The organism is Streptomyces sp. NPDC040545, from assembly GCF_055595065.1.
This window is the reverse complement of sequence record NZ_JBVIWA010000023.1, coordinates 49,504-74,666: the sequence shown is the minus strand read 5'-3', so window position 1 is coordinate 74,666 and position 25,163 is coordinate 49,504. Positions and strand designations below refer to the sequence as shown.

Annotated in this window: 25 protein-coding genes and 1 tRNA gene; 19 read left to right on the top strand and 7 right to left on the bottom strand. The window is 70.9% G+C overall.

The features are described 5' to 3' along the window. Positions 1–159 precede the first annotated feature (159 nt). Complete coding sequence (locus ACZ573_RS32605; protein ID WP_471311292.1) at positions 160–3,039, top strand: penicillin acylase family protein; 2,880 nt, start codon at positions 160–162, stop codon at positions 3,037–3,039. A 23-nt stretch (positions 3,040–3,062) separates the two neighbouring features. Here the strand turns inward: ACZ573_RS32605 and ACZ573_RS32600 are convergent, their stop codons facing one another. Further along, positions 3,063–3,677, bottom strand: coding sequence for a 5-formyltetrahydrofolate cyclo-ligase (locus tag ACZ573_RS32600; RefSeq protein ID WP_471311289.1), 615 nt, complete (start codon positions 3,675–3,677; stop codon positions 3,063–3,065). Positions 3,678–3,772: 95 nt separating this feature from the next. On the opposite strand from ACZ573_RS32600, the gene galU reads away from it, so the two are divergent. The 7 genes from galU to ACZ573_RS32565 all read left to right on the top strand — a co-directional run bounded on the left by galU (position 3,773) and on the right by ACZ573_RS32565 (position 9,166). Next, the gene (gene galU / locus ACZ573_RS32595) at positions 3,773–4,675 is read left to right on the top strand and encodes a UTP--glucose-1-phosphate uridylyltransferase GalU (RefSeq protein ID WP_301370378.1); all 903 of its coding nucleotides are present in this window, start codon (positions 3,773–3,775) and stop codon (positions 4,673–4,675) included. A 4-nt stretch (positions 4,676–4,679) separates the two neighbouring features. After that, positions 4,680–6,029: a molybdotransferase-like divisome protein Glp gene (gene glp, locus ACZ573_RS32590; RefSeq protein WP_471311285.1), complete on the top strand. Its 1,350-nt coding sequence runs from the start codon at positions 4,680–4,682 to the stop codon at positions 6,027–6,029. Positions 6,030–6,102: 73 nt separating this feature from the next. Beyond that, positions 6,103–6,582 carry a cyclic pyranopterin monophosphate synthase MoaC gene (gene moaC, locus ACZ573_RS32585; protein WP_030012065.1) on the top strand — a complete coding sequence of 160 codons (480 nt, stop codon included), beginning with the start codon at positions 6,103–6,105 and terminating at the stop codon, positions 6,580–6,582. 80 nt (positions 6,583–6,662) lie between these two features. Beyond that, entirely contained in the window at positions 6,663–7,184 is a 522-nt protein-coding gene (locus ACZ573_RS32580; RefSeq protein WP_471311363.1) for a MogA/MoaB family molybdenum cofactor biosynthesis protein, read from the top strand. Positions 7,185–7,201: 17 nt separating this feature from the next. Next, positions 7,202–7,810, top strand: coding sequence for a GNAT family N-acetyltransferase (locus ACZ573_RS32575; RefSeq protein WP_471311282.1), 609 nt, complete (start codon positions 7,202–7,204; stop codon positions 7,808–7,810). A gap of 181 nt (positions 7,811–7,991) precedes the next feature. Beyond that, on the top strand, positions 7,992–9,014 hold the full coding sequence (gene sepX / locus ACZ573_RS32570) for a divisome protein SepX/GlpR (RefSeq protein ID WP_471311279.1): 1,023 nt from the start codon (positions 7,992–7,994) through the stop codon (positions 9,012–9,014). 78 nt (positions 9,015–9,092) lie between these two features. Then, positions 9,093–9,166, top strand: a tRNA-Ala gene (locus ACZ573_RS32565). 233 nt (positions 9,167–9,399) lie between these two features. Here ACZ573_RS32565 and ACZ573_RS32560 read toward each other — a convergent pair. After that, a complete protein-coding gene (locus ACZ573_RS32560; RefSeq protein WP_471311277.1) occupies positions 9,400–11,133 on the bottom strand; it encodes a hypothetical protein in 1,734 nt (577 codons plus the stop codon). 95 nt (positions 11,134–11,228) lie between these two features. Continuing rightward, positions 11,229–12,158 (bottom strand): hypothetical protein, encoded by a 930-nt coding sequence (locus ACZ573_RS32555; RefSeq protein ID WP_471311273.1) that lies wholly within the window; start codon positions 12,156–12,158, stop codon positions 11,229–11,231. Positions 12,159–12,230: 72 nt separating this feature from the next. On the opposite strand from ACZ573_RS32555, the gene ACZ573_RS32550 reads away from it, so the two are divergent. Then, positions 12,231–12,548, top strand: a complete 318-nt coding sequence (locus ACZ573_RS32550; protein WP_471311271.1) for a helix-turn-helix domain-containing protein — start codon at positions 12,231–12,233, stop codon at positions 12,546–12,548. A 196-nt stretch (positions 12,549–12,744) separates the two neighbouring features. Here ACZ573_RS32550 and ACZ573_RS32545 read toward each other — a convergent pair whose 3' ends face one another. Further along, a complete protein-coding gene (locus tag ACZ573_RS32545) occupies positions 12,745–13,275 on the bottom strand; it encodes a hypothetical protein (RefSeq protein WP_471311268.1) in 531 nt (176 codons plus the stop codon). 190 nt (positions 13,276–13,465) lie between these two features. Here ACZ573_RS32545 and ACZ573_RS32540 point away from each other — a divergent pair, with 190 nt between their 5' ends. From ACZ573_RS32540 to ACZ573_RS32525, 4 genes are all read left to right on the top strand, one after another. Continuing rightward, the gene (locus tag ACZ573_RS32540) at positions 13,466–13,615 is read left to right on the top strand and encodes a hypothetical protein (RefSeq protein ID WP_471311266.1); all 150 of its coding nucleotides are present in this window, start codon (positions 13,466–13,468) and stop codon (positions 13,613–13,615) included. A gap of 90 nt (positions 13,616–13,705) precedes the next feature. Next, a complete protein-coding gene (locus ACZ573_RS32535; protein ID WP_471311264.1) occupies positions 13,706–14,071 on the top strand; it encodes a WXG100 family type VII secretion target in 366 nt (121 codons plus the stop codon). Next, a complete protein-coding gene (locus tag ACZ573_RS32530; protein WP_471311261.1) occupies positions 14,068–15,363 on the top strand; it encodes a WXG100-like domain-containing protein in 1,296 nt (431 codons plus the stop codon). Before ACZ573_RS32535 ends, ACZ573_RS32530 begins: the two co-directional genes overlap by 4 nt. After that, entirely contained in the window at positions 15,360–16,271 is a 912-nt protein-coding gene (locus ACZ573_RS32525) for a hypothetical protein (protein WP_471311259.1), read from the top strand. The genes ACZ573_RS32530 and ACZ573_RS32525 overlap by 4 nt, the downstream gene beginning before the upstream one ends. A 521-nt stretch (positions 16,272–16,792) precedes the next feature. Here the strand turns inward: ACZ573_RS32525 and ACZ573_RS32520 are convergent. Next, on the bottom strand, positions 16,793–17,323 hold the full coding sequence (locus ACZ573_RS32520; RefSeq protein WP_471311256.1) for a hypothetical protein: 531 nt from the start codon (positions 17,321–17,323) through the stop codon (positions 16,793–16,795). A 280-nt stretch (positions 17,324–17,603) separates the two neighbouring features. Between ACZ573_RS32520 and ACZ573_RS32515 the strand changes: the two genes are divergently transcribed. Continuing rightward, the gene (locus ACZ573_RS32515; protein WP_471311253.1) at positions 17,604–18,950 is read left to right on the top strand and encodes a CoA transferase; all 1,347 of its coding nucleotides are present in this window, start codon (positions 17,604–17,606) and stop codon (positions 18,948–18,950) included. 195 nt (positions 18,951–19,145) lie between these two features. Here ACZ573_RS32515 and ACZ573_RS32510 read toward each other — a convergent pair whose 3' ends face one another. After that, entirely contained in the window at positions 19,146–19,643 is a 498-nt protein-coding gene (locus ACZ573_RS32510; RefSeq protein ID WP_471311250.1) for a GNAT family N-acetyltransferase, read from the bottom strand. A 38-nt stretch (positions 19,644–19,681) separates the two neighbouring features. On the opposite strand from ACZ573_RS32510, the gene ACZ573_RS32505 reads away from it, so the two are divergent. Continuing rightward, complete coding sequence (locus ACZ573_RS32505; RefSeq protein WP_471311247.1) at positions 19,682–20,485, top strand: exodeoxyribonuclease III; 804 nt, start codon at positions 19,682–19,684, stop codon at positions 20,483–20,485. On the opposite strand, the gene ACZ573_RS32500 is transcribed toward ACZ573_RS32505, so the two are convergent. Further along, positions 20,467–21,162, bottom strand: a complete 696-nt coding sequence (locus tag ACZ573_RS32500; RefSeq protein WP_471311244.1) for a MerR family transcriptional regulator — start codon at positions 21,160–21,162, stop codon at positions 20,467–20,469. The two genes, ACZ573_RS32505 and ACZ573_RS32500, sit on opposite strands and share 19 nt — an antisense overlap. Before the next feature lie 195 nt (positions 21,163–21,357). On the opposite strand from ACZ573_RS32500, the gene ACZ573_RS32495 reads away from it, so the two are divergent. The 4 genes from ACZ573_RS32495 (at position 21,358) to ACZ573_RS32480 (ending at position 25,076) form a co-directional block, all read left to right on the top strand. After that, positions 21,358–22,995, top strand: a complete 1,638-nt coding sequence (locus tag ACZ573_RS32495; protein ID WP_471311361.1) for a flavin-containing monooxygenase — start codon at positions 21,358–21,360, stop codon at positions 22,993–22,995. Then, complete coding sequence (locus ACZ573_RS32490) at positions 22,992–23,939, top strand: alpha/beta fold hydrolase (RefSeq protein ID WP_471311241.1); 948 nt, start codon at positions 22,992–22,994, stop codon at positions 23,937–23,939. The genes ACZ573_RS32495 and ACZ573_RS32490 overlap by 4 nt, the downstream gene beginning before the upstream one ends. Then, on the top strand, positions 23,936–24,820 hold the full coding sequence (locus ACZ573_RS32485; protein ID WP_030717092.1) for an SDR family oxidoreductase: 885 nt from the start codon (positions 23,936–23,938) through the stop codon (positions 24,818–24,820). The genes ACZ573_RS32490 and ACZ573_RS32485 overlap by 4 nt, the downstream gene beginning before the upstream one ends. A gap of 76 nt (positions 24,821–24,896) precedes the next feature. After that, a complete protein-coding gene (locus ACZ573_RS32480; RefSeq protein ID WP_471311238.1) occupies positions 24,897–25,076 on the top strand; it encodes a hypothetical protein in 180 nt (59 codons plus the stop codon). The last annotated feature ends 87 nt before the right edge of the window (positions 25,077–25,163 follow it).

Below are 25,163 nucleotides of genomic sequence, written 5' to 3'. Positions count from 1 at the left end.
CCTAATCTTTGACGCGCCCTTTACGCGATAACCACATTGTGAAACGCCCGTTCGCCCCTGTCCTCAGCACCTCGACCCCTGGCGGATCAACGAAGGCGGTCGTGCGCCTATGGTTGCTCCCAGTACTCCCAGGACCACCCTGCCCCTCTAAGGACAGCGATGCCCGCCAACGAAACCGCTCCTCCCGTCAAGAAGAAGGGACGACGCGCCCGTCTGATCGTGCTCGTCCTGGTCCTGGCGCTCTTCGCGGGCCTCGGCTACGGGGCGTACTGGAGCGTGGACAGCGTGCGCGCCTCCTTCCCCCAGACGACCGGCTCCCTCAAGGTGCCGGGCCTGACCGGGACCGTCGACGTCAAGCGCGACGCCCACGGCATTCCGCAGCTCTACGCGGACAACGACGACGACCTCTTCCGCGCGCAGGGCTTCGTGCACGCGCAGGACCGGTTCTGGGAGATGGACGTACGACGTCACATGACGTCCGGCCGGCTCTCCGAGATGTTCGGCTCCGGCCAGGTCGAGACCGACGCCTTCCTGCGCACGCTGGGCTGGCGCCAGGTCGCGCAGGCCGAGTACGACACCAAGCTGTCGGCCGAGACCAAGAAGTATCTCCAGGCCTACGCCGACGGGGTCAACGCGTACCTGAAGGGGAAGTCCGGCAAGGACCTCTCCGTCGAGCACGCCGCCCTCAAGCTCAGGGACGACTACCAGCCCGAGCAGTGGACGCCGGTGGACTCGGTGGCCTGGCTCAAGGCGATGGCGTGGGACCTGCGCGGCAACATGCAGGACGAGATCGACCGCGCGCTGATGGCGACCAAGCTCTCGCAGGCGCAGATCGACGAGCTCTACCCGCCGTACCCCTTCGACCGGAACAAGCCGATCGTCGAGGGCGGCAAGGTCGACGGCGGGAAGTACACCCCGCAGGGCGGCGCCGCGGGCAGCGGCTCGGGCACCGGGACCGGCGCCGGCTCGGGCAGCGGTTCGGGCGGCAACGCCGCCGGAACCCAGACCTCGGCCGTCACGGGGCCGGTCGACGCCCCGGCCAACGGACTGGCCGGCAACACCGCCGCCCAGGGCGCGACCGTGGGCCTGCGCACCCAGCTGACCTCGCTCGCCGACACCCTGGACAAGATCCCCGCGATCCTCGGCCCCAACGGCAGCGGCATCGGCTCGAACTCCTGGGTCGTCTCCGGCAAGTACACGACCACCGGCAAGCCGCTGCTCGCGAACGACCCGCACCTGTCGCCGCAGCTGCCCTCGCTCTGGTACCAGATGGGCCTGCACTGCCGCGCGGTCTCGCCCCAGTGCCAGTACGACGTGGCCGGCTACACCTTCTCGGGCATGCCCGGCGTGGTCATCGGCCACAACGCCGACATCGCGTGGGGCATGACCAACCTCGGCGCCGACGTCACCGACCTCTACCTGGAGCAGGTCAAGCCCGAGGGCTACGTCTACGACGGCAAGGTGCTCCCCTTCACCACCCGTGAAGAGGTCATCAAGGTCGCGGGCGGCGACAGCAAGAAGATCACCGTCCGCACCACCAACAACGGCCCGCTGGTCTCCGACCGCAGCGAGCAGCTCGGCACGGTCGGCACCCGCGCCCCCGTCGCCAGCTCCGCCCCCGACCGCGGTGACGGCTACGCCGTCGCCCTGCGCTGGACGGCGCTGGACCCGGGCAAGTCCATGGACGCGGTCTTCAAGCTGGACAAGGCCAAGACCTTCGAGGACTTCCGCAAGGCGGCCGCCGACTTCGAGGTCCCGTCCCAGAACCTGATCTACGCCGACAACAAGGGCGCCAACGGCAACATCGGCTACCAGGCCCCGGGCCGCATCCCGGTGCGCGGCCAGCACGACGGCCGGATGCCCGCCCCGGGCTGGGACTCCAAGTACGCCTGGAAGGGCGGCAGCGCCGGCAACGTCGGCAACGCCGGCTACATCCAGCAGAACGAGATGCCCTGGGACTACAACCCGTCCCGCGGCTACATCGTCGCCGCCAACCAGGCCGTCGTGGAGAGCGGGACCGGCGCGGGCAAGTACCCGTACCTGCTGACCACCGACTGGGGCTACGGCGCCCGCAGCCAGCGGATCAACGACCTCATCGAGGCGAAGATCAAGGACGGCGGCCGGATCTCGACCGACGACATGCGCACCATGCAGATGGACAACAGCAGCGAGATCGCCGCGCTGCTGACCCCGATGCTGGCGAAGATAGAGGTCTCGGACCCGGGCGTGCGCGCCGCGCAGAAGCTGCTGGACGGCTGGAACTACACGCAGGAGCCCGACTCGGCGGCCGCGGCCTACTTCAACGCGGTCTGGCGCAACATCCTCAAGCTGTCCTTCGGCGACAAGATGCCCAAGGAGCTGCGGATCGAGGGCAGCTGCATGAACGTCCTCGGCAACGGCACCGGCCCGGCCGACGACCTCGCCAAGACGGTCCGCGAATGCGGCACCCGGGACTTTGACTCGGCGCAGCCCGACGGCGGCGACCGCTGGTTCGAGGTGGTCCGCCGCCTGGTCAAGGACGAGAAGTCGCCGTGGTGGACCTCGCCGCAGACCGTGACCCAGCCGGCGGCCACCACCCGCGACGAGCTCTTCGCCCGGGCCATGAGGGACGCCCGCTGGGAGCTGACCGCCAAGCTCGGCAAGGACCAGTCCACCTGGAGCTGGGGCCGGCTTCACCAGCTGACGCTGAAGAACCAGACGATCGGCACCGAGGGTCCCGGCTTCATGCAGTGGCTCCTCAACCGCGGTCCGTGGAACGTGGGCGGCGGTGAGGCCACGGTCAACGCGACCGGCTGGAACGCCTCCAGCGGGTACGGGGTCACGTGGGTGCCCTCGATGCGGATGGTCGTGAACCTCAACGACCTCGACAAGTCGCGCTGGATCAACCTGACGGGTGCCTCGGGGCACGCGTACAACGCGCACTACACGGACCAGACGACGATGTGGGCCAAGGGCGAGCTGCTGGAGTGGCCCTTCGGCAAGGACGCCGTCGAGAAGGCCACGGTCGACACCCTGACCCTCAAGCCCGAGGGCTCGTAAGGGTCAGGGCGCGGACCAGGTCGTCATGCACTGAAGCGGCGCACCCCTGACGGGGTGGCCACCGCCTGGACGGGGTGGTCGTGCGGCTCCTCCGGGACCCGCGCGACCACCTCGTCGTCGTAGAGGAGCACGACGAGTGCGGGATGCGCCCCGGCGCGCTCCAGCCGCTCCAGCACCCGGTCGTACGAGCCCCCGCCGCGGCCGAGGCGCATGCCGCGGCCGTCCACCGCGAGCCCGGGCAGCAGCACGGCGTCGGCCCCGGTGACCGCGTCCGGTCCGAGCGCGGGGCCGGTCGGCTCCAGCAGCCGCATCTTGCCCGCACGGGCGGCCTCGGCGAGTGCGGCCGGGCCTTCGTACGCCGCCCAGTCGAGGTCGTCGTCGGGCAGCAGGAGGGGGAGCAGCACCCGCTTGCCGGCCGCGCGCAGGGCGTCGAGGAGCTCCCGGGTGCCGGGTTCGGTGCCGACCGAGACGTAGGCCGCCACCGTGCGGGCGCCGGCCAGTTCGGGCAGTTCGAAGGACCTGACGGCGAGTGCGGTGGCCGCCGTACGGCGGTTCTCGGGGGACAAGGCGCGGCGTGCGGCGAGCAGTTCCCGGCGCAGTTCGGCCTTGGCGGCGGCGGTGGGCTGGTTCTCTGCCACGAGGAAATCAAATATCCTTCCGAATTGGGGCATACCTGTATCTACCCGATGCGATCTCGTCCGGCGTTCGACAGAAGCCCACTATCGTTCGGGGCATGACTATGTTGCACCCCGTGATCAAGAAGGCCGTGATTCCGGCCGCTGGCCTCGGCACCCGCTTCCTTCCGGCGACCAAGGCGACCCCGAAGGAAATGCTCCCGGTTGTGGACAAGCCGGCCATCCAGTACGTGGTCGAAGAGGCCGTCGGGGCCGGGCTCGACGACGTTCTCATGATCACTGGGCGTAACAAGCGTGCCCTGGAAGACCACTTCGACCGGAACTACGAGCTGGAGTCGGCCCTCATCGCCAAGGGCGACGACGACCGCCTGAAGAAGGTCCAGGAGTCCAGCGACCTGGCCACCATGCACTACGTCCGCCAGGGTGACCCGCGGGGCCTCGGCCACGCGGTGCTGTGCGCCGAGCCGCACGTCGGCCGCGAGCCCTTCGCCGTCCTGCTCGGCGACGACCTCATCGACCCGCGCGACCCGCTGCTGCGCCAGATGGCGGACATCTACGCCCGCACCGGCGGCACCGTCATCGCGCTCATGGAGGTCGACCCGGCCAACGTCCACCTCTACGGCTGCGCCGCCGTCGAGGCCACGGACGAGGAGGACGTGGTCCGCATCACCGGCCTCGTCGAGAAGCCGGACCCCCAGGACGCCCCCAGCAACTACGCGGTTATCGGACGCTACGTCCTCAACCCCGCGATCTTCGACATACTGCGGGAGACCGAGCCGGGCCGCGGTGGGGAGATCCAGCTCACCGACGCCCTGCAGAAGCTGGCCGCCGACGAGACCGTCGGCGGTCCGGTGCACGGCGTGATCTTCCGGGGCCGTCGCTACGACACCGGGGACCGCGGCGACTACCTGCGGGCCATCGTCCGCCTCGCGTGCGAGCGCGAGGACCTGGGCCCCGAGTTCCGCACCTGGCTTCACCGTTACGTCACGGAGGAGATGTAGCACCTTGAGCAGTTCCGCACCGCAGGACACCGGCCACCGTCTGTGGTCCGTGGACGAGCACCTCGCGGATGTCCTCTCGGCCGTCCGGCCGCTGGAGCCCATCGAGCTCCAACTGCTGGACGCCCAGGGCTGTGTCCTGGTCGAGGACGTGACCGTGCCCGTCGCCCTCCCGCCCTTCGACAACAGCTCCATGGACGGCTACGCCGTCCGGACGGCCGACGTCCAGGGTGCGAGCGAGGAGTTCCCCGCGGTGCTGACGGTCGTCGGGGACGTCGCGGCGGGCAGCGGCGAGCTGCCCACCGTGGGCCCCGGCGAGGCTGCCCGGATCATGACCGGCGCCCCGCTGCCGCCCGGCGCGGAAGCCGTCGTACCGGTCGAGTGGACCGACGGCGGCACGGGCGGCGGCGCGGCCGCCGGGATGACCCCGGCCAGCGCCGCCCCCGAACACGCGGGCGGCGAGGTACGGGTGCACCGCGCCGCCGAGGCACGGGCGCACGTCCGCGCGCGCGGCAGCGACGTACAGGCCGGTGACCTGGCCCTCGCGGCCGGCACCGTCCTCGGGCCGCCGCAGATCGCCCTGCTGGCCGCCATCGGGCGCGGCACCGTACGGGTGCGGCCGCGCCCCCGCGTGGTCGTCCTGTCCACCGGCAGCGAGCTGGTCCAGCCCGGCGAGGCGCTCGCGGCGGGCACCATCTACGACTCCAACAGCTTCGCGCTGGCCGCGGCCGCGCGGGACGCCGGCGCCATCGCCTACCGGGTCGGCGCCGTCGCGGACGACGCCGACACCCTGCGCGCCACCATCGAGGACCAGCTGATCCGGGCCGACCTGCTGGTCACCACGGGCGGGGTCAGCGTCGGCGCGTACGACGTCGTCAAGGAGGCGCTGTCCTCGGTCGGGCAGTCCGACGAGGGCGCGGGCGAGGACGTCGACGGCGGCCGGATGGACTTCCGCAAGCTCGCCATGCAGCCCGGCAAGCCGCAGGGCTTCGGCACGATCGGCCCGGACCACACCCCGCTGCTGGCGCTGCCCGGCAACCCGGTGTCCTCGTACGTCTCCTTCGAGCTGTTCGTGCGCCCCGCGATCCGCACCCTCATGGGGCTGCCGGAGCCCGAGGTCCGGCGGCCGAGCGTGCGCGCGGTGCTGAGCGCCGACAAGGCACTCGGCTCCCCTGCGGGCCGCCGCCAGTTCCTGCGCGGCAAGTACGACGCCGAGAGCGGCACGGTCAGCCCGGTCGGCGGATCGGGCTCCCATCTGATCGCCGCGCTGGCGCACGCCGACTCCCTCATGGTCGTACCGGAGGACGTCACCTCGGTGGAGCCGGGGACCGAGCTGGAAGTGATCCTGCTCGGCTGAAGCCGGGCGGGTGCGGGTAGCGTGTGTCGCACCACACAGGCTCCCCGGGAGCCCAGAGCGGAGCGGCGCAGCAATGAGTACCGAAAGCAGGCTCACCCACATCGACGAGGCCGGGGCGGCCCGGATGGTCGACGTGTCCGGGAAGGACGTCACCACCCGGACGGCCCGGGCCAGCGGACGGGTACTCGTCGCCCCGCGGGTGATCGAGCTGCTGCGCGGCGAGGGCGTCCCCAAGGGCGACGCCCTCGCGACCGCGCGCATCGCCGGGATCATGGGGGCGAAGAAGACCCCCGACCTGATCCCGCTGTGCCACCCGCTGGCCGTCTCGGGCGTGAAGGTGGACCTGAGGGTCGCCGACGACGCGGTGGAGATCCTCGCCACCGTGAAGACGACCGACCGCACGGGCGTCGAGATGGAGGCGCTGACCGCGGTCGCGGTCGCCGGCCTCACCGTGATCGACATGGTGAAGGCGGTCGACAAGGGCGCGGTCATCACGGACGTCCGGGTGGAGGAGAAGACCGGCGGCAAGTCCGGCGACTGGGCGCGCTCGTGAACGCCCCGCGCGGCGGCGAGGTCCACAGCCACACCCACACCCACGGCCCCGGCCACGCCCACGGCGCCGCCGCCGAGTCGGTGGGCCCCGCGCAGCCGCTGGGCCGGGCCCTGGTCGTCACGGCCTCGAACCGGGCCTCGCAGGGCGTGTACGGGGACAAGGGCGGCCCGCTGCTGGCCGGGGCGTTGGAGGAGCTCGGCTTCACGGTGGACGGCCCGCGGGTCGTCCCGGACGGCGATCCCGTCGAGCAGGCGCTGCGCGAGGGCGTGGCCGCCGGCTACGACGTCATCCTGACCACCGGCGGGACCGGCATCTCGCCGACCGACCGCACCCCGGACGCCACCGCGCGGGTGCTGGACTACGAGATTCCCGGCATCCCGCAGGCCATCCGCGCCGAAGGCCTGGCGAAGGTGCCGACCGCGGCCCTGTCCCGGGGCCTGGCGGGCGTGGCCGGGCGCACTCTCATCGTCAACCTGCCCGGCTCGACGGGCGGGGTGCGCGACGGCCTCGCCGTCCTGGCCCGCGTCCTGCCGCACGCGGTGGACCAGATGCGGGGCGGCGACCACCCCAGACCGGCGGCACCCTCCGGGAGCACGAGCTGAACGGCCCGACCTGGCCGGTGGTCCTGTCGGACGGCGATGTCACGCTCCGGCCGATAAAGCTGCGGGACCAGAAGGCCTGGCGCGAGGTCAACCGGCGCAACCGCGAGTGGCTCCGGCCGTGGGAGGCCACGATCCCGCCGCCCGCGCCGTGGGGGCCGGTGGTCCAGCGGCCCACGTACCGCCAGATGGTCCGCCATCTGCGGGCGGAGGCGAACGCGGGCCGGATGCTGCCCTTCGTCATCGAGTACCAGGGCCGGCTGGTGGGCCAGCTGACGGTCGCCGGGATCACCTGGGGCTCGATGTGCGCGGGCCACATCGGCTACTGGGTGGACCGCGAGGTGGCGGGCCGCGGTGTGATGCCGACGGCGGTCGCGCTGGCGGTGGACCACTGCTTCGGGAAGGTCGGCCTGCACCGGATCGAGGTGTGCATCCGCCCCGAGAACATTCCGAGCCGGCGGGTCGTGGAGAAGCTGGGCCTCCGTGAGGAGGGGCTGCGGCCGCGCTATCTGCACATCGACGGCGCCTGGCGCGACCACCTCGTCTACGCGGTGACGGTGGAGGAGGTCCCGGAGGGGCTGCTGCGCCGCTGGCACCGCGCGCGCCACTCGCAGTCCCCGCCGAAATAGCGGGCGACCGCCCGGACCACCGATAAACGAATATCTGTTCGAATTAATGCCCTCGCGTAACCGATTCGCCCATAACCTGATCCGAAGAATCACAAAAAAAGTCCGTGATATCAGCGAGATCGCGCGACACACCGGCCCAATTGGCCGATCCCCTCGGCCGCGCCCCTCTACGGTGTGAGGTGTGAGCAGCAGCGGCCTCATCTACGCAGTCATTGTCGGGGCCTGGGCCGCCTACTTGGTGCCCATGTGGCTCCGGAGGCAGGACGAGCTGAACGAAGCCCGTCCGACGGAACGCTTCTCCACTGCCATTCGGCTGCTTTCCGGCCGGGCGGGAATGGAGCGCCGTTACGCCAAGGGGCTGCGTGAGCGTGGTGACGAGCAGGCGGAGCCCCACGCGGACCCGGACGCCGCGACGGAAACGGTTGATTCCGTCGACGCCGACGCCCGGGCCTTCGGCGTGCCCCCGACCAGGGCGGAGCCGAGACCGGCCACCGCAGAGCGGGAGCAGCGGGCGGAGCGGGCCCGGCGCGAACAGCGCCTCCAGGTCCTCGCGCGCCGCCGGCGCACCACCGCACTCCTCTTCCTCGTCTTCACGCTCGGCGCCGTCGTCGCCGCGGTGGGCGGCCTGCACTACCTGTGGGCTCCGGCCGTTCCCGCCCTGCTGCTGAGCACGTACATCGTGCACCTGCGGGTCCAGGAGCGACGGCGCTACGAGTTCACCATGGACCGGCGGCGCGCCGAGGCGGCCGCGCGGCAGCTGCGGGAGAACCGCCCGAGCCGCCGCGAGCCCGAGGCCGCGGCGGGCACCGAACCGGACCCTGCGCCACCGGTTTCCCCGCAGGAGGCCGGACGGCGCGCACTGGTCGAACAGACCGACCACGCCGAGTGGGTGGACCAGCAGCGCGAGCGCGAACGCGGCCCCGCCCGCGGTGACAGCTGGGAGCCGGTCCCGGTCCCGCTGCCGACGTACGTGACCGCCCCGGTGGCCCCCCGCGCCACGGGCCCGGCGGCTCCGGACGCCTGGAGCGCGACCCGCTCCAGCACGGCCGAGCCGACGGAACCCCGGCTGCGCGCCCAGCCTGGACCCCCCAAGCCGGAGCCGAAGCCCCAGACCACCCCGCGCCCGCGCGGCCAGGGCAAGGGCCGCACCCCGCTGTTCGACCAGTACGAGGGCGAAGACCGCCCGCGCGCCGCGAACGAGTGATCGGTGACCTGCGCGGACGCTCCGGGATATCGGTTTTGGAGCACCCGCGCGGGGATGCTAATGTTTCACACGTCGCAAGGGCCTGTGGCGCAGTCTGGTAGCGCACCTCGTTCGCATCGAGGGGGTCTGGGGTTCAAATCCCCACAGGTCCACAGACGACAGTTCTTGAGTAGCTCTCAAGAATCGTCACGAGATCCCGTTCAGCCGAGAGGCTGGGCGGGATCTCGGCGTTTGTGGGGTGTGTTCGAGACGGTGTCCGATTGCCCGGCCCGGTTGCTCGGCTGGCCAGGGACGGGGTGAAGGGGATTCCTGGGGGTGGTTCGCGTGGATGCGACGCTTCCGACCGTCTGGAGGCATGACCGCTCGCGGCTCGTGATGCCGGTTCTCAGGTGTTCGTTTGGATCATCCGTGTTCTTGGCGGCGGGAGGCCGGCCGGAATGGGGCTGCGGTTCTCGTGGTCGTAGGCAGTGACGTCGGTGCCGACGCCGGTGAGGACGCTCAGCGTGCCGGTGGTCTGGTGCCAGCTGTGAAGGATGGCCAAGTTCACGGAGCAGATCATCAAGGCGAGGAGGATCGCCTGGGCGACGCGTCCATGCGCGAGCCGCTTGGACGGGTCCGAGATGTCGATCCCGTGGGTCTTGGCGCGGCCGTTGAGCCCTTCGATGTTGGCCCGTTGGGGCCGGTAGACGTCCTGCCAGGTGGGGTGGAGGTAGTGCCGGTCCTGACGGAACTTGTCGATCATGCCGAGGTCGCCGGGCCGGACGGTGATCGTGGGCCGCCGGCAGATTCTGGGCAGCTCGTTCTTGGGCGGAGGCCGCAGCCGTTCGGCCTGAGGGATGGGGACGGTCGGTTTGGCCGCGAGGTGCGCTTGAGCGGATCGCGGATTGGTCAGGTCGACGACGGCCGGCTTCTGCGGCGGAATGCGGTGGACCTGGTTGTAACGGGGGCAGGCGACAGAGGGGGAAGGCCCGGCGGCCGGGCACTGGTAGCGGACAGCGCCCCGCGGGTCGGCGGATTCCTTGACTTTGAGGAAGTACGGCTCCCGCTGGGTGATCTGGTTTTGCAGGGCAGGGTCGTTGGCGAGATCGCGTACGGCCTCGTCGCCGAGCCCGATGGTCGCGTGCGCGAGCGCGTGGGGCATGGCCGGGCAGGCGAGGGAGCCGTCGACGAGGAGGGCTCCCTCGTGGGTGCCCTGGACGCCTCTCTGGTCCTGCTTGTAATCGAGGGCGAGCCGGTGGCCGAGCCTGCGGGCCGGTGCGGCGAAGTTCTCGGTCTGTTGGTCGGTGTAGGCGCGGTCGGCGGCCAGAAACCCGGTGGGGAACCCGAACGGGACGAGCCTGGTGAGGCTGTTGATGGCATTCGGGCCGATCCGTTTCCCGGGGGTGTCGAGGACGGCGCCGAGGGCGAGTTGCGGGTGCCGGCTGACGCGTTTGCCTGCCTGGGGGTGTCCTGCGGGGTGCCGCCGGGAACCAGCGACCACCAGTGTGGTGGAGTGCCCGAAGATGCCGTCGCTGGAGCCGCCGCAGTGATGCCAGCCCGCCGTGATCTCGACCGACGACAGGTTCTTCCAGTCCGGGTGGGGCTTGTGCCATGCGGGAAACGGGGTGGTGTCGATACCAATGTCGCCTCGCCAGCCGCGGAAGAGGCCGCGTTGGTGGGCGAGTTGGACGGTGACCAGGACCAGCCGGTCGCTGATCTCCTGCAACACCTGCCGACGGCGGACCTGCTCGGCTCCTGCTTCCTCCTCCCACGCTGCGATCACCTGCAGAGCCTCCACCTTTGGCAAGCGGCGTCGCCGGTCGCAGCGATGGGGGTCCAGGGCGGTGGTGAGCCGGTCGAACGCGCGGTAGACCCGGCGCGTGAACGCGTGCCGGCCGTGAACGTCGACCGTGGCCGGGTCGGGCACCTCCAACCAGGCACGGGCTGGTGGCCGCAGTTGATCGAGGAGGACCCGGCAGACGTCGGCGAGGGTGGCGCTGCGGTGGTAGTGCAGGGACAGCAGCACGCCGACCAGCACGGTGCGGACCGGCAGGCCCTTGGGTCCGGGGCGATCGGCGAGTTCGAGGGCGATCAGATCGAGGGCCCCGGAGTTCTCCAGCAGGGCGAGAAGCTGTCCCACCTTGGAGTCCGGGATCTCCGCCGGAGCATCGGTGACCGGCCGGGGTCGGCATCCTCTGATCCGTTCCGATTTCTGCCAGGGCCGGGGCCTTGCGGTCATGCCTCAGGCCCGCGCAGAAGCCGGGCGGCAGTGGCGTGATCAAGAGGTGGCACGTGATGTTGCCAGCGGGCCAGGGACGCGGCGGACGCCAGGCCGGCGGCCTGGGCGATCAGATGGTGATCGATCCGCGCCGTCATCAGCTCGACGATCCACGTCGCCCGCGCCCTGCCCGCCGACACCATCGGCAGGCCGTCCGGCGGCCGATGGTTGAGCGGCCAGGAGCCGATCAGGTTCTTGGAGTACTCGGTGGTGCGGCGAGGTCGGAACAGGTACCCGCTGCCCATGTGATCTGCGAGTTCCCCGAGAACCCCGTCCCAGGCGGCACGGGCGACGAGCGGAACCAGACGGTCGACGGATGTGTGCAACAGCGGACCGCCTGGACGCTGCCGCCGCAGATCCTGGCCTCGGCATGCCGCGATCTCCCGTGGCGTCAGTCCGAAGCCGGCACCGAGACCGAGAAGCGAGAGGGCATCGGTCTTCTGCTGACGAGGCAGATGCATGGCCCAGTGCCGCAAGCCTGCGAGCTCTGCACGACTGTAAGGCTGATGCGGGCTGGTCTCTGCATGCATGCGGGCCGGGGCCGCTTCCCCGCGCTCGCTCCAGGCCAGAGCGTCCCGCACCCGCAAGAGCCATGTCCGGTAGGTCCGCACCGACGACCCTTTGATGTCACCGGCGCGGGAGAGTACGAACGCGTCGATGACCTCGTTGCGCAACCACTCGTTCGGATCGCGCTCCAGACCGGCCGCTTCCGCCCACAGCGCCAGCCGCCCGGTGACATGAAGCAGCCTCTCCACGTCGTAAGGCACCGCAGTCACCACGGCGGCGACCACCGACCGCACCAGCGGCGCGAGGTCCACCCAGGCTGGCGGCACGTGCTTCGGCCGATACCGAGTGATCTTCGCCGAAGTCTCGGGATCAAGGACCACAGTCCATGCATACCGGCTGGACAAGCAGCCATTCCACAGCTGATCGACTTCAACAGACAAGGTGGTGCGCGCATGGTCGGCGGACGCGCCCGCGCACGCTCCCCTCGAGAGCTGACCGACGATCGGGAAGCCTGGCCCGAGCAGGCCAGCGCCGACCCAGCCGCCGACGCGGTCCGCCAGATCGCCCGAACCCTCGGTCAGACCCTCGACGGGCACAGGCTGAGCCTGCGGGCGGCCGCGGCCGGCTCCGGAGTCAACCGCCAGGCCATCGCCGACCTGCTGGCCGGACGGTCCTGGCCCGACGTGGCCACCGTCGCCCGCCTGGCCCACTTCACCAACACCACGCTGTGGCCGGACAGCATCGATATCGAACGGAACAGAACGCATTGAGCCTCGATCCGCGCCCGGAAACGCCAAACAGCGAACGGGCATGACGAACTTCGTGGCTCCGGACGCCGAGCGGAGAGAGCCTCTACTACGCTCGGACATGCGGAAGCCGCCCTTGCCTGGGCGGTCACGCAACCCGGCACCGCCGAGCTGAACCCTCGGCGGTGCCACCCTCAATACCGCGCGCTCGCGGTCTCGCTCACCCCGTGGCGGCCCCTTCCTCCCCGCTCTCGCCGGCCGCCGGGGCAATCGCGAACCATGCGATCGGGCCCTCCACCAGCTGGCCCTCCTTCGCCAGCCGCTTCAGCCGGGACCGGGTCGTCTCCACCCGCCGCCCGTTCAAGGTGCTCGAGGTGTCCTCGCCGATCGCCGCGGCGATGTCCTGCACCTTCATCGCCCGCCCCGCCCCCGCCAGCAGAACCAGGATCCGTTCGCGCGCGACCTCCCACTCCAGAGGCCCCGCAGGCGTGGGCCTCTCAGTAGGCTCCTCGGTGCCATCAGCTGTGAACTCAGTGCCGCCGCCCGACGAAGGCTCGCCACCTGCGGCTTGCTCGTCGGCCTCCGGCCCAGGCTTGTCGTCCTGATCGCCGACGAGGGAAATCAGCGTCTCCCGCGTGATCGTCAAGTGCACCAGCCGCTCCTCGGCCACCGCGACCTTCTCGCGAAGCGCGGACAACTCACCGCGCACAATGGCCTCTTCCGCATCCAGGCGATCGAAGAGCGACGTCATCCCGGCCCTGCCTTCACCCCGCAGCCGACAGCGGACCTCGCGGCACTCGAAGCCCCAGCCAAACCTAGAGGCAGCGCCAACAAGATCGCAGAGGGTGACCGCCAATGCCCCCAAACGACCACGCCCGCCCGCCTTGCGCTCGCACCCCTTCGCCAGACGACAACTCCCGTCCGAGCCGTAGGCTCAGCACATGCCGACCGAAGACAGCCCGCAGAGCACCGCCAAGCACTGGCAGGAGTGCACAGACGTGTACGACTTCCTGGAGCAGATCCGCCTGAGGCCCAGCATGTGGCTGCCCGGTGGTTCGTTGCTCCACCAGACGGTCGACGGTGCAAGTTGATCTTTGCTGGTTCTTTGCGCTCCCTGCAGTCGTGAACGCTCAGCCGTAGTTAGGGTCATATGGCCGCGAGTGCAACGGGAGGGGACACGAGTGAGCGACGAGGGCAAGATCCTTGACATCAAAACGGCTGATCTGAAGGCGACAGCACCGACATTCCACGACCAGAGCGAGGCACTCGGCACGGCCTTGGGCACGCTTCGTGCGTCGTTGGCGAAAGCGGGGGCCGCGTGGGGGGATGACGGCCCGGGCGAGGAGTTTCACAACAAGTACGGGCCGATCGTCGATCGGATCCAGAACTCCGCAGGCATCATCAAGGACGGCTTGGCGAGCATCCACACGGCGATGACCGACATGGCGGACGGGCACATAGAGAACGACGCTCTGGTCGGGGCGATGTTCCGCAAGGTTGTGCCCGCGGCCCATGGGGGCCCCGACGGCCCGGGGCGCCAGGAGTGAGTACCGGTGACAAGGTCCGGGAGATCGTCACTGACGTCACCGGAATCGAGTGGCCCGCGGGCAACGTCGGCAAACTGCGCAATATCGCGAGCGCCTGGCGCACGTTCGCCGACGACATGGAAGACATAGCGGCAGCTGCCAACAAGGCGGCGCAGACGCTGATTCACAACAACTCCGGCGAGGCGATCTCCGCGTTCGCAGACCCCTTCTGGGCTCGCTACTACAGCGACAAGAAGGGGTGGCTGCAGGACCTCGTCGATGGCCCCCGCTCGCTGGCGGACGGGATCGACAAGTACGCCGACGCTGTGGCTGACGCGAAGAAGAAACTCGACCGTGAGCTGGAGATCGCCGGCGCCGTCATCGTCGCCGGTACGGCCCTGGCGTTCTTCACCCTCGGAGCCACCGAAGTCGCCGCGGCGGCAGCCACTGCCACCATCGTCGAACTGGCCGCGACCGTGGGTGTGGCGCTGACGACGGAGGTCGCCACCATTGCTGGCACTGTCTTCGCGACCGCGGCCATCGCTGGTATCGAATCCGTCACCGTCGACCTCGCGGTCGCCCAACCGCTCAAGATCGCCACGGGCCTCCAGACTGGATTCAACCTCGACGAGGTGCAAGACGCCGGAGTCTACGGAGCCCTCACCGGCGGAGCCTTCGGCGGCGCCGGAAAGGCGTTCCAACTGGCCCAGGAAGGCGGCGGACTTGCTGGGCTGTTTCCAGGCCTGATGAATGGCATGGGTGGGCCCCGTACTGCTTTCGCTGGGCTCCCCGAGGGTCTCCCGGGCGGCGATCCGTACGCCTTCCGTACGGGGACGCCTTCCGGGTCGGCTGGCGGGTCCGGCCCCGGTCGAGGTCCCTGGCCAGCGCCGAGCGACCTCGTAGGGCCGGCCGCAGGCAAGGAGCTCAAGACGCCCAATGCGCGGCACACTGTCTCGGGCTCAGCAAGTGGCGAGGTGAAATCGGACAACAGTGTCATCCTGCGGGGCCAGCAGGGATCCGTTTCCCAGGACATAGCTGACATCGCCAGCGGTAAAGCGAAATACAACGACCAGACCGACCGTTATGAGATAAACGGGCGCACTTATGGCGTGGAGCGATCGGGAACGGTCTACCCGGACTCCGGTCCAGGTATCGTGAAACTCGACAGAAACGAGTACGCTGCACTGAAGGAGATAGCCAAAGCGAAAGGAGACCTTGGCGCCGCGCCGCAATTGACCAAGCATCCGAGATTCACCAATAACCCAGGCGTCGTCGAGAAAGCCCTGGCTATCTATAATGGGACGTATCAGTGACCTACAATCTTCTTACCGTCGACGCCGTCAGCCCCGAAAGCATGGCCGTCGCCCTTGCTGGGTGCCTGGGCGTCGCGGTCGGCGATGTGGAAGTGGCCGACTCCGACGGCGACTTCGAACTCCGGAACTGGGATGCGCCCGTCTCGTGCGAATACCGGGCAGTCCGCGGTGATGTGGCCTGGTCGCTGGACATCTGTGCCCAGGGGCAGGTCCCTGATCAGCCGCTTGAGCCCGACCTCGCCGCGCAGTTCGCGAAAGCAGTGGCGACGACAGTCCTGTTTCCCGCTGAGGAGGCGCCCCCCAGCGCCTACTGGGCAGTCACACCAGAAGGTCTTCTCACTCGCGCCCGGCTCGAATTCTCCGACGACGAGCCCCCCATCTACATGATCCCTGCCGTAGAGGCGCCGGTGCCTCAGCTCCCCCGGGCTGCTGTGACGAGATTCGCCGAGATTGTACGGGAACAGCGGCCGGACACCCCCGTGGCGGAGGCCTTCGCGTCCTCGGTGGAAAGAGTGCGGCGGGCTGCCTCGGATCTGGTGCGGCTTTCCCTCGACGACGGCGTCGGCAGCCCCATCTGGTCCGCGAGGAACAAGCTGGTCGTGTGGGAGCGAGTCATCAGGCAAATGGAATCCGGATGGGCTCCGTCGGGCTGGTATCCGGCCGACCTCTATCGAGAACGGTTGGAAGCCCGCGACGCGCTTGTCGGCATCAGTGCCCGCCTGCCTCGTGAGGTAACCGAGCTGCTCGATAAGGCCCTGGAGGAATTGGACAGGCAGTTTGCCGCTGCGACAGAGGAAGACCCGTCGGGAAGCCTTCGCAGGGAACTGGCCGGCGCGTCCGCAGAACAGACCTCGGTCGGCTGGTGGTGGCATCGCCGCCCCGTTCCCACGCCCTGGGAACAGGCCTGACTTCGTGCAGACCGGTCGGCCCTTTCCTTGACGGCAATAGCGCAGGCCCGGTACGCGACGGGAATCGCGTGCCGGGCCTGCGCTGGGGCTGGTGGCACGGAGAACTAGGGACTGGGGATCAGCCACAACAGCCGCCCTTTGGAGTGAGGCTTGCACGCCTTCACCTGGAGGACTGCAGAGGGGCAGCCAGCGCTGTGGATCACGTGGCACATGCCGGCTGGCATGGTGAGGGAACCGTAGAGGTCGTCCGCACCTCCGACACCCAGCCACCTGCAGAGGCGGGAAGTGATCTTCCCGGCCACGGGAAGTGATCCAAGCGCTTCGTACGCCCCTGGCCAGACCCACTCGTGAACAGCCCACAGACGACAGTTCGCGAGTAGCTCTCGTGAACGTCACGAGATCCCGTCCGGTCGGAAGACCGGGCGGGATCTCGGCGTTTCCGGGGTCCCGCCCCCGACGGCCTCGGAGCTGCCGCTGCCGCTGCCGGCGTCGAGCGAGCGGCCCCGCGCACCGTCAGCCGGTCATCGGCCGTGCTCCAGGACGAGCCGGCGGAGCTCGGCGGCCGAGTCGGTCGCGAGCCGGTAGATGCCCTGGACGCTGACGGAGCGGACCAGTTCGCCGTCCACGACGTGCTTGAGGGTGCGTTCACCGCGGCGGGAGGTGTACGTGAGCCGTCCCAGCAGATCGGCCGGGACGGCCCTGTCGAATCCGAGCGCGGAACCGGGCGGTCCGAGCAGCACCTCGGTGACGCAGCCCGCCTTCAGCGTCCGCCAGTCCAGCAGCTTCGCGTAGTCGTCGTCGTGGAGCTCGGCCCCGGCGTCCGCGTAGGGGATGATCCGCGACACCTCCATGGCTCCCAGCACGTGGAGCCGCTTGCGGAAGGCCCGGACGGGGAAGACGGTGTCGCCGGGCCGGACCCCCGCCCGTACGAAGCTCGGCAGCGACTGGTGCGGGCCGCCGAACAGCATCGTGAGGCGCTGCCCCGTACGGCCCGTGCGTTCGAGCTCTCGGCACAGGGCGTCGGTCCACAAGGTCGTATAGGAGTTCGGCACGACAGAACTGTAGAGGCGCCCACTGACAAGGGGTCAGCGGGCCGCGTCGAGCCTCGTGCGCCGGTCCGGGAGCTGTGGTGGCGCTGGAGCACCTCGTAGCCGGGTACGCCGGCCGCCGCGGCCGGCGCACGTCTCCTCCAGCGGGGTGTTCTCGTCCATGATGTGCGCGTACAGCAGGCGTAGTTGTCGGAGGTGTCGATGAAGGTGCCGCCCGCTTCCGTGAGAAGCGAGCTGTGACGCGCTCGAGGACCGACCGGGCGGGGTGGGTGATCATGGGTTCATGACACTCGGCGAGGAGCGGGACAGCGGAACGGCCCAGGCCTGGGAGGCGCTCGGCGGGGCGCCCGAGCTCGTCGGGCGGGTGCGCTACGGCGGAGTCGGCGACCTGGGGGAAGGGCCGCTCGCGGTGGCCGAGTTGGCGCGCGCGACCGTCGGGGTGTGCGGGCTGGCCGCGGCCGAGCTGGCCGCGGTGCGGGCCGGGGGCGGGGCGCAGGACGCGGCTCCGCCGGTGGTGGACGAGGGCGCGGTGGCGACGGCGTTCGTCAGCGAACGGCACCTGCGGGTCGAGGGGCGCACACCGGTGACGTTCGCGCCGTTGTCCGGCTTCTGGCGGACGTCGGACGGCTGGGTGCGCACGCACGCCAACTATCCGCACCACGCAGCCGCGCTGGTACGGGCGTTGCGGCTGCCCTCGGCGACACCGGAGGCGCTGCGCGCCGCGGCCGGGGGGCGGACGGCCACCGAGGTGCAGGAGCTTGTGTACGGGGCGGGCGGACTCGCCGTCGCCGTGGCACGGGACTACGGGGAGCCGCAGCCGCTGGTGGAGCCCGTACGTGCGACGGGGGCGCGGGGACGGACCCTCGGCGATGCCCCGGCCGGCCGGCCCGCCACGGGGGTACGGGTACTGGACCTGACCCGGGTCATCGCCGGGCCCGTCGCCACGCGCACGCTCGGGCTGCTGGGGGCGGACGTGCTGCGGATCGACCCGCCGCGGCTGCCGGAGGCGGACGACGCGTACGCGGACACCGGCTTCGGGAAGCGCTCGGCGCTGCTGGACCTGGCGGAGGCGGGGGACCGGGCCGTCTTCGAGGGACTGCTCGCCGAGGCCGACGTGGTGGTGACGGGCTACCGGCCGGGCGCGCTGGAGCCGTACGGCCTCGGGGCGGGGCAGCTGCTGGAACGGTGGCCGGGGCTGGTGGTGGCCGAGCTGTGCGCGTGGGGGTGGCGGGCGGCGGAGCCGTGGGCGGGGCGGCGGGGGTTCGACTCGCTGGTGCAGGCGGGGTACGGGATCGCCGCCGCGTGTGCCGGGCCCGACGGGAGGCCCGGGGTGCTGCCGGCGCAGGCGCTGGACCACGGGACGGGGTACCTGGTGGCGGCCGGGGTGCTGCGGGCGCTGGCGGAGGGGGGCGGGCGGGGGCTGCGGTTCTCCCTCGCGGGGACGGGGTCGTGGCTGGTGCGGGGGCTCTCCCGAGCGGGGGCGGGGGCTTCGGGGTATGCGGCGGAGGCGTGGCTGCGGGTGACTCCGTCGGGGTACGGGGTGCTGCGGCACGCCGCCAGTCCCTTCGGGGAGTGGGGGGTGGGGCCGTCCCGGTGGGGGACGGACCGGGCCGTCTGGCTCCCGCGGTAGGGGTGTGGCGGGGCGGGGCGGGTGCGGCGCCGTTGCGGGGGCGCTGCCCCCGGGCCCCCGCGCCTCAAACGCCGGCGGGGCTGGAAGGGCGTGTGTGGCGGGGCGGGGTGGGTGCGGCGCCGTTGCCCCCGGGCCCCCGCGCCTCGAACGCCGGCGGGGCTGGAAGGCGTCGGCGGGGCTGAAGGCGTGAGCGGGTCAGGCTTCGGTCAAGGGCTTCGTCATGCAGCGGCTGGAGTCGTAGAAGCGGTAGTGGCCGAACTTCGCGGACAGGGTGTAGCCCGAGGAGAGGTACAGGGCTATCGCCTCCGGCTGCTGGTCGCCCGTTTCGAGGACCATGCGGTGGCGGCCCGCCGCGCGGGCGTCCGCCTCCAGGACCGCCAGGATGCGGCGGGCGAGGCCCAGGCCGCGGGCCTCCGGGACGACGTACATGCGCTTGAGCTCCGCGTCGCCGTCCGCGTAGCCCTGGTCGTTCTCGTCCTGGGTGCGCCAGCCGCCGCTCGCCACCGGGGTGCCCGTGGCGTCGTACGCCAGCAGGTACAGGCCGTGCGGCGGGGCGAACATCGCCGGGTCCAGGAAGGTGGCGTCGCCCTCACCGTCGTACCGCTGCTGGTACTCCAGCTGGACCTGGTCGTTGAGCTCGACCGCGTCCGGGTGGTCGTACGGCACGGTGCGGAGGTCTATCCGGTGAGACATTCGAATATCGTACGGAACCCTCCCGCTATGGTGCTGGGATGCTCACAGTGACCTCCGTGAATGTGAATGGGATCCGCGCCGCCGCCAAGAAGGGCTTCGGGGCGTGGCTCGAGGGATCCGACGCCGATGTGGTCTGCCTGCAGGAGGTACGGGCCGAGGAGGGGCAGATCCCGGCCGATGTCCGGACCCCCGCGGGCTGGCACACCGTCTTCGCGGCTGCCGCCGCCAAGGGGCGGGCCGGGGTCGCGCTCTACACGCGGCGGGCGCCCGAGCGCGTGCAGGTCGGGTTCGGCAGTGAGGAATTCGACACCGCCGGGCGGTACCTGGAGATCGACCTTCCGGGTGTGACCGTGGCCAGCCTCTACCTGCCCTCGGGTGAGGCCGGGACGGAGAAGCAGGACGAGAAGTACCGGTTCATGGGGGATTTCCTGACGTACCTGGCGGCGCTGAAGGAGCGGGCCGCCGCCGACGGCCGCGAGGTCGTGGTGTGCGGTGACTGGAACATCTGCCACCAGGAGGCCGACCTCAAGAACTGGAAGACGAACCGCAAGAACGCGGGGTTCCTCCCCGAGGAGCGGGAGTGGCTCGGCAAGGTGTACGCGGAGGCGGGCTACGTCGACGTCGTGCGGGAACTGCACCCGGACACCGAGGGGCCGTACTCCTGGTGGTCCTACCGCGGGCGGGCCTTCGACAACGACGCCGGCTGGCGGATCGACCTCCAGGTGGCCACCCCCGGGCTGGCGGCGAAGGCCGTGAAGGCCTTCGTGGAGCGGGCCGAGACGCACCCCGAGCGCTGGTCCGACCACGCGCCCGTGACCGTGGTCTACGGGCTGGGTGTCTGACCGGAGTCCGTGCCGGAGGCCAGCAGGCGGTCCATCGCCATCGTCAGCTCTGCCTCCACCACGCTCTTCGCCAGCGGGCGCAGCCGGGTGAGCGCGTCCGGTGACATGTGGGCCGATATCAGCTCGGTGAAGAGCAGGGCCATCGCGTCCGCGTGCTCGCGGACGCGGCGGCCGGTCTCCAGGACGGCCGCCAGCGGGACGCCCTCGCGGACCAGGGCCGAGGAGACGTCCAGCAGGCGGCGGCTGACGTGCACGATCGTGTCGCCGTCCACGGCGACGTAGCCGAGGTCCAGGGAGGCCGCCAGGTTCTCCGGGGTGACCTCGCCCTCGAAGTAGTCGGCCAGCGCCTCGGGGGTGAGCCGGACCGGGGTCTCCTCGGACCAGCCGATGCCGAGCAGCTCGCCGAGCTGGCTCACGTCGCGGCCGCTCTCGAAGGCGGCGGTCAGCTCGGCGATGCCGCCGAGGGTGTGTCCGCGTTCCAGCAGGGCGGCGATGGTGCGCAGCCGGGCCAGGTGATGGTCGTCGTACCAGGCGATCCGCCCCTCGCGGCGGGGCGGTGGGAGCAGTTTGCGCTCGCGGTAGAAGCGCAGGGTGCGGACCGGGATGCCGGCCGCTTCGGCCAGTTCCTCCGTGCGGTACTCGCGCACCGTCTTCGCTCGCGTCTCTTCCTTCGCCACAGACGCACCTTATGGCGTACCGGCAGTAACTTTCCGGGTCGGACCCCTACCCATGGGTACGGGGCTGCTCTACCCTCCCGATTGTGCCAGTGATTGCTGGCAGTGTTTCGATGGTGCGGTGCGGTGCGTTGCGGGCGTTGCGTGGCTGGGACTGCGGATGAGCGGAAGGCGGCGGGCATGGGTGGCACGAGTGGCATGGGCGGACGCGAGCACGTACGGGTGGCGGTGATCGGGTCCGGATTCGGCGGACTCGGCGCGGCCGTACGGCTGCGGCGCGAAGGGATCACGGACTTCGTCGTACTGGAACGGGCCGACTCGGTCGGCGGCACCTGGCGCGACAACAGCTATCCCGGGTGCGCGTGCGACGTGCCCTCCCACCTCTATTCGTTCTCGTTCGCCCCCAATCCCGACTGGCCGCGGACCTTCTCCGGGCAGCCGGCGATCCGCGCCTACCTGGAGCACGTCGCCGACACCTTCGGACTGCGCCCGCACATCCGGCTCGGCTCCGAGGTGCGGATGATGCGCTGGGACGCGGACGAGCTGCGCTGGGAGATCGAGACCTCGGCCGGATCGCTTGCCGCCGACGTCGTCGTCTCCGCGACCGGGCCGCTGTCCGACCCGAAGATGCCGGAGATCCCCGGGCTCGCCGAGTTCCCCGGCAAGGTCTTCCACTCCGCGCGCTGGGACCACGACTACGACCTGCGCGGCAAGCGCGTCGCCATGATCGGTACCGGCGCCTCCGCCATCCAGATCGTGCCGGCCATCGCCCCCGAGGTGGAGCGCCTCACCCTCTTCCAGCGGACCCCGCCGTGGGTCATGCCCCGCACCGACCGGTCCATCACCGCCGTGGAGCGCTGGCTCCACCGCCAGCTGCCCTTCACCCGGGCTGCGCGGCGCGGGCTGCTGTGGGGGATCCGGGAGCTCCAGGTCAGCGCCTTCACCAAGCGCCCGAACCAGCTCGGCCTCATCGAGTCCCTGGCCAAGGCCAACATGGCGCGCTCGATCAAGGACCCGGCCCTGCGCGCCAAGCTGACGCCCTCCTACCGGATCGGTTGCAAGCGGATCCTGCTCTCCAGCGAGTACTACCCGGCCCTGGCCCGGCCCGACGTGGACCTGGTCGCCTCCGGGCTCAAGGAGATCCGCGGCTCGGTGCTGGTCGCCGCCGACGGGACCGAGACCGAGGTCGACGCCATCATCTTCGGCACCGGCTTCCACGTCACGGACCTGCCGATCGCGGACCGGGTGGTGGGCACGGAGGGCCAGACCCTCGCGGACGCCTGGAAGGACGGGATGCAGGCGCTGCGCGGGGCCACCGCCGCCGGCTTCCCCAACTGGATGACGATCATCGGGCCGAACACCGGACTCGGGAACAGCTCGATGATCCTGATGATCGAGTCGCAGCTGAACTACATGGCCGACTACCTGCGGCAGCTCGCCCTCCTCGATGGAAGCAGCCTGGGCGGGAAGGTCGCGCTCGGCGCCCGGCCGTCCGCAGTGAACCGGTGGAACCGGCAGGTGCAGGCCCGGATGGAGCGGACGGTGTGGAACACCGGCGGCTGCACCAGCTGGTACCTGGACGCGCAGGGACGCAACACGACGGTCTGGCCGGGCACGACGGGGGAGTTCCGCCGGGAGACGCGGAGCGTCGATCTGGCGGAGTACGAGGTCCTGCGGGTGGGGGAGCGCGAGCGGGTCCCGGTGGCCGTCGCGGCTGCCGCGGTAGGGGCCGGTGCGGCGCCGCTGCCGGAGCCCCGCGCCTCGAACGCCGGCGAGGCTGACAAGGGCGCCTCGAACGCCGGCGGGGCCGGGTTTGAGGCGGAGGACGTCGCGTGAGCCGGTTGACGCATGTCGCCTCCGGGCCCTACGCCCCGCCCGTCGCGCGGCGGGAGCTCGTCGCCGTATCCGCCGACGGGGCCCGTCTGCACGTCGAGGTCCACGGGGACGAGGACGCGCCGGCCGTGGTGCTGGCCCACGGCTGGACCTGTTCCACCGCCTTCTGGGCCGCGCAGATCAGGGCCCTGGCCGCCACCCACCGGGTCGTCGCCTACGACCAGCGCGGGCACGGGCGCAGCCCCGCCGCCGGGGCGGCGGGGCACAGCACCACCGCGCTCGCCGACGACCTGGTGGCCGTCCTGGAGGCCACCCTCGCCCCCGGGGAGCGGGCGGTCGTCGCCGGGCATTCCATGGGCGGAATGACGATCATGGCTGCATCGGGCCGCCCGGAGTTCGCCGAGCGGGCCGCCGCCGTGCTGCTGTGCAGCACCGGCAGTTCCCGGCTGGTCTCCGAGGCGCTGGTCCTGCCGGTGCGCGCCGGGCGCGTCCGGACCCGCGTCACCCGCGCGGTCCTCGGCTCCCGCGCCCCCCTCGGGCCGGTCACGCCGGTCGCCCGGAAGGTCCTCAAGTACGCCACCATGGGCCCCGGTTCCGCGCCCGACAAGGTCGAGGCGTGCGCCCGTATCGTCCACGCCTGCCCCACCGGGGTGCGCCACGCGTGGTCCCAGGTGCTGGCCGGCCTGGACCTCGACGCCGACGTGGCCCGCCTCACGGCGCCCACCGCCGTCATCGGCGGCACCGCCGACCGGCTCACCCCGATCGTGCACGCCCGCGGGCTCGCCGCCGCGCTGCCGAACTGCGTGGGCCTGACCGAGCTCACCGGCATGGGGCACATGACCCCGGTCGAGGCCCCCGAGGCCGTCACCGGCGCCCTGCGCGAGCTCGCCGGGCTGTACCTGGGCACCACCGATCTCGACACCACCGTGAAGGAGAAGACGCCGTGAGCGCTCGCAGGAGTCTGGAAGGCCAGGTCGCCGTCGTCACCGGCGCCGCCCGGGGGGTCGGCGAGCTGCTCGCGCGCAAGCTGTCGGCCCGCGGCGCGAAGATCGCGCTCGTCGGCCTGGAGCCGGAGGCCCTCAAGGAGGTCTCCGAGCGGCTGCACACCGACAGCGACCACTGGTACGCCGACGTCACCGACCACGAGGCCATGGCCCGGGTGGCCGAGGAGGTCAAGCAGCGCTTCGGCAAGGTGGACATCGTCGTCGCCAACGCGGGCGTGGCCGCCGGCGGGCCGTTCGCCGACTCGGACCCGGACGCCTGGCGCCGGGTGATCGAGGTCAACCTGATCGGCGGGGCCGTCACCGCCCGCGCCTTCCTGCCCGTACTGATGGAGAGCCGCGGCTACTTCCTCCAGATCGCCTCGCTCGCCGCGATCACCCCGGCGCCGATGATGACCGCCTACTGCGCCTCCAAGTCCGGGGTCGAGGCCTTCGCGCACTGCCTGCGCGCGGAGGTCGGGTACAAGGGCGTCAAGGTCGGCGTCGGTTACCTCTCCTGGACCGACACGGACATGGTGCGCGGCGCCGACCAGGACGAGGTCATGCGGGAGTTGAGGCAGCGGCTGCCGTGGCCGTCGAACCGTACGTACCCGCTGGGACCGGCCGTCGACCGGATCGTCGCGGGCATCGAGCGGCGCTCGCCGCACGTGTACGCGCAGTGGTGGCTGCGCGGCATGCAGGGGATGCGCGGCTACCTGCCCGGGATGATCGCGACGGTCGGGCAGCGCGAGATGAAGCGCTTCGAGCCGCGTCTGGGCGGTGTGTCCAAGGGGCTCGTCGGGGCCGGCGGGGCAGCGGACGAGAAGGAGCGCACACAGAGTCACTGATCGAAATGCGACCTTTGTCCGCCCGTGCAAGTCTGGTCGAGGCCCAACCACCAACACCCCTCATGGAGTGAACAGCATGGGTATCAAGGACCAGTTCCAGGACAAGGCGCAGGAGCTCAAGGAGAAGGCCCACAAGGGGCAGAAGCAGCCCGGCAAGGGCCCGCAGGACCCGAAGTCCCAGCGGACCCCGCAGCCGAAGGACTCGCCGCAGCAGTCCTTCGACGACATCCGGGACGAGCTCGACGACCGGACCTAGGCTTCTGGCCCGACGGTTACGGGCCCGCACGCAGCGCCGAGGGGCGCGATCCCCGCTGTTCCCGGGGATCGCGCCCCTCCCACATGC

Coding starts and splice junctions, on each gene's coding strand:
- moaC (WP_030012065.1), top strand. CDS start 6,103: ATGAGTACCGAAAGCAGGCTCACCCACATCGACGAGGCCGGGGCGGCC.
- ACZ573_RS32515 (WP_471311253.1), top strand. CDS start 17,604: ATGACACTCGGCGAGGAGCGGGACAGCGGAACGGCCCAGGCCTGGGAG.
- galU (WP_301370378.1), top strand. CDS start 3,773: ATGACTATGTTGCACCCCGTGATCAAGAAGGCCGTGATTCCGGCCGCT.
- ACZ573_RS32495 (WP_471311361.1), top strand. CDS start 21,358: ATGGGCGGACGCGAGCACGTACGGGTGGCGGTGATCGGGTCCGGATTC.
- ACZ573_RS32540 (WP_471311266.1), top strand. CDS start 13,466: ATGCCGACCGAAGACAGCCCGCAGAGCACCGCCAAGCACTGGCAGGAG.
- ACZ573_RS32545 (WP_471311268.1), bottom strand. CDS start 13,275: ATGACGTCGCTCTTCGATCGCCTGGATGCGGAAGAGGCCATTGTGCGC.
- ACZ573_RS32505 (WP_471311247.1), top strand. CDS start 19,682: ATGCTCACAGTGACCTCCGTGAATGTGAATGGGATCCGCGCCGCCGCC.
- ACZ573_RS32550 (WP_471311271.1), top strand. CDS start 12,231: ATGGTCGGCGGACGCGCCCGCGCACGCTCCCCTCGAGAGCTGACCGAC.
- ACZ573_RS32605 (WP_471311292.1), top strand. CDS start 160: ATGCCCGCCAACGAAACCGCTCCTCCCGTCAAGAAGAAGGGACGACGC.
- ACZ573_RS32510 (WP_471311250.1), bottom strand. CDS start 19,643: ATGTCTCACCGGATAGACCTCCGCACCGTGCCGTACGACCACCCGGAC.
- ACZ573_RS32480 (WP_471311238.1), top strand. CDS start 24,897: ATGGGTATCAAGGACCAGTTCCAGGACAAGGCGCAGGAGCTCAAGGAG.